We start from the raw sequence: 2,945 nt of genomic DNA on the forward strand, positions 1-2,945 counted from the left end.
GATCAGCTTGGCGAAGATTTTGCCGCGATGGGCGTCGATTCCCGCCTTCGTGTGCTGGGTGGTGGCCCATTTGGAGTGGCCGCTCATGCCCTACTTCCTTCAGGTCGGTTGCGCGTCTGCCCGGGCGGACAAGCTCGATCCAGCCTACTCGGACCGCGCACGACCGTGGACGCGGGCGTTCACCAAGCCTTGCGCACCAGGTCCACGAACAGCTCGTGCACCCGCAGATCGCCGGTGACCTCGGGGTGGAACGAGGTCGCCACGACATTGCCCTGCCGGGCGGCGACGATGCGGCCCTGCGCCGGACCGTGCGGCACGCGCGCCAGCACCTCGACGCCGTCACCGACCCGCTCGACCCACGGCGCGCGGATGAACACGGCCCGCACCGGTGTGTCGAGGCCGGTGAAATCGAGGTCGGTCTCGAAGGAGTCGACCTGGCGGCCGAAGGCGTTGCGCCGCACCGTCATATCGATGCCGGACAGGTGCTGGGCGTCGGCCCTGGTGTCGAGGACCTCCGAGGCCAGCAGGATCATGCCCGCGCAGGAGCCGAAGGCGGGCATCCCGTCACGCAGTCGCGCGCGCAGCGGTTCGAGCAGCTCGAAGGCCTCCAGCAGCTTGGAGATGGTGGTCGACTCACCGCCGGGCAGCACCAGCCCGTCGACGGCGGCCAGCTCGGATTCGCGGCGTACCAGCACCGCGTCGGCGCCACAGTGTTCCAGCGCGGCAACATGTTCGCGCACGTCACCCTGGAGCGCGAGGACGCCGATGGTCGGCCGGGCGGCAGCGGAGGATGCGTTCACAGGCGCTGAGCTTACGAGCCGGGCCGGTGTGCGCCCGCTCACGGTCGCCGTCAAGGTTGCGTCAACGCCGGGTGCGTTCGGGCCCGACGGGTCGACACTCACAAGGGTGATTGCACTTCTGCCGCGCAGGAGCTCCGGACCTGCGCCGATCGTCCCGCACCGCCGCGGGCTCACCGTCTCGACCGGGCTGGCCGGTCTGTCCCTGGACGCGATGGCATCGGTCTCCTACGGCCCCGAGGCGATCGTGCTGGTGCTGGCCACCGCGGGCGGTCTCGGCCTCGGGATGACCCTGCCGGTGACGCTGGCCATCGCCGCACTGCTGGCAGTCCTCATCGCCTCCTACCGGCAGGTCATCGCGGCGTTCCCGAACGGCGGTGGCGCCTACGCGGTCGCCAAGCATCACCTCGGGCACCGCACCAGCCTGCTGGCGGCCGCCTCGCTGATCGTCGACTACGTGCTCAATGTGGCGGTCTCGATCGCCGCCGGTGTCGCGGCGCTGACCTCGGCATTCCCCGCCCTGCACGGCTACACGGTCTGGATCTGCCTGGCGGTGCTGGTCGGTATCACCGCGCTGAACCTGCTCGGCATCACCGAGAGCGCCCGCGCGTTCATGGTGCCGACGGCGGTGTTCGTGGCGGGCATCTTCGTGGTGATCATCGGCGGGCTGCTGCGCACCGAACCGGCGGCCGTCACGGAGGGAACGGCCGCCGTGAGCGAGATCCACACCGTCGGCGTGCTGTTGTTGCTCAAGGCGTTCTCCAGCGGCTGCGCGGCACTGACCGGCGTGGAGGCCATCGCCAACGCGGTACCGAGCTTCCAGGAACCCCGAGTGCGACGCGCGCAGCGAGCCGAGGTCGCGCTGGGCCTGCTGCTCGGCACAATGCTGATCGGGCTGGCGGTGCTGATCGAGAAGTTCTCGCTGCGGCCGATCGAGGGCACGACCGTGCTGTCGCAACTGACCGAGGCGGCGCTGGGTCACGGAGTCGGTTACTACATCGTCCAGTTCGCGACGGTCGTGCTGCTGGCATTGGCCGCGAACACCTCCTACGGCGGCCTGCCGACGCTGACCCGCCTGCTCGCCGACGACAACTGCCTGCCGCACCGGTTCGCCGTCGCCACCCCCCGCCAGGTCTACCGCTACGGCGTGCTGACCCTCGGCGCGAGCGCCGCGGTGCTGCTGGTGGCCGCCGCGGGCAATATGAACGCGCTCGTCCCGCTGTTCGCGATCGGGGTGTTCGTCGGCTTCACCATCGCGCAGACCGGCATGGTCCGGCACTGGTGGCAGACCAGGGCCGCCGTCGGCGGTGGCGAATCGCCCTCAACGGATTCGGCGCGGTGCTGACTCTCGTCGCCGCCGTCGTCACCACCGCGATGAAGTTCACCGAGGGCGCCTGGCTGATCGTGCTCGTCCTGCCCGCGCTCATGGTCGGCATGGAGCGAATCCGCAACGCCTACACCAAGATCGGGCATTCCCGCGGTACTGCCGGTGCGCTGCCCGCGCAGCCGCGCCCGACGGGCACCGCCATCATCGTGCCGATCGCCGAGGTGTGCGAACTCGGCCGGGAGGCGTTGTCGGCGGCCATGTCGATCGGTGACGACATCACCGCGATACACGTCTGCCTGCCGGGCGAGTCGACGGCCGCGTTCGCCAAAGCCTGGGAGGCATGGCATCCCGAGGTGCGCCTTGTCATGCTAGAAGACAGTGACGCGACCGTCGGTGGACCCGTCGCCGCCTATGTGCGTGAGCATTTCGCCGGGCGGCGCAAGGTCGTGGTGATCGCCGAGGTCGATCCGCCCTCGGGCTGGGAGCGCGTCCTGCCCAGCCACCGCAGCGACGAACTCGAACGCGTCCTGCGCAAGATGACCGACACCGTGGTGTGCCACCTGCGCGTGCAGGTGAGCTGACAGCATGTCTGAAAACTGGATGGATTTCAGACACGAGCCGGTCGTGGGTCTTGACCAGCCTGTTAGCGACCTGATGAGCGAAATGACGCCGAATATTCCCGACTCGATGATGATGGCGTCCCAAGCGGGCGGCCGCCCGCGCACGATTGTGCGACCCGTCTGTTTCCGTGCCACCGACTTCGCCAGGCGGCGGGTGGGGGGGCGCGGGGCCGCCCACGGGGTTTTTGGGGTGTGTGTCAC

4 protein-coding genes and 1 pseudogene are annotated in these 2,945 nt (G+C 69.3%); 3 read left to right on the forward strand and 2 right to left on the reverse strand.

The genetic code is table 11. The annotated features are described in order from the left end of the window. A pseudogene (locus tag ACFWPJ_RS29260) lies at positions 1-87 on the reverse strand (YebC/PmpR family DNA-binding transcriptional regulator); the annotation flags it as partial. Between the two features lie 92 nt (positions 88-179). Further along, entirely contained in the window at positions 180-800 is a 621-nt protein-coding gene (gene pdxT / locus ACFWPJ_RS29265; protein ID WP_378856193.1) for a pyridoxal 5'-phosphate synthase glutaminase subunit PdxT, read from the reverse strand. 106 nt (positions 801-906) lie between these two features. Here pdxT and ACFWPJ_RS29270 point away from each other — a divergent pair, with 106 nt between their 5' ends. From ACFWPJ_RS29270 to ACFWPJ_RS29280, 3 genes are all read left to right on the forward strand, one after another. Continuing rightward, entirely contained in the window at positions 907-2,142 is a 1,236-nt protein-coding gene (locus ACFWPJ_RS29270; protein WP_378856195.1) for an APC family permease, read from the forward strand. Continuing rightward, positions 2,136-2,705, forward strand: coding sequence for a hypothetical protein (locus tag ACFWPJ_RS29275; RefSeq protein WP_378856197.1), 570 nt, complete (start codon positions 2,136-2,138; stop codon positions 2,703-2,705). Before ACFWPJ_RS29270 ends, ACFWPJ_RS29275 begins: the two co-directional genes overlap by 7 nt. A gap of 4 nt (positions 2,706-2,709) precedes the next feature. After that, positions 2,710-2,945: hypothetical protein (locus tag ACFWPJ_RS29280; protein ID WP_378856199.1), on the forward strand; the 236-nt coding region annotated here is incomplete at its 3' end.

Source organism: Nocardia sp. NPDC058497 (assembly GCF_042720195.1).
GTDB lineage: Bacteria > Actinomycetota > Actinomycetes > Mycobacteriales > Mycobacteriaceae > Nocardia.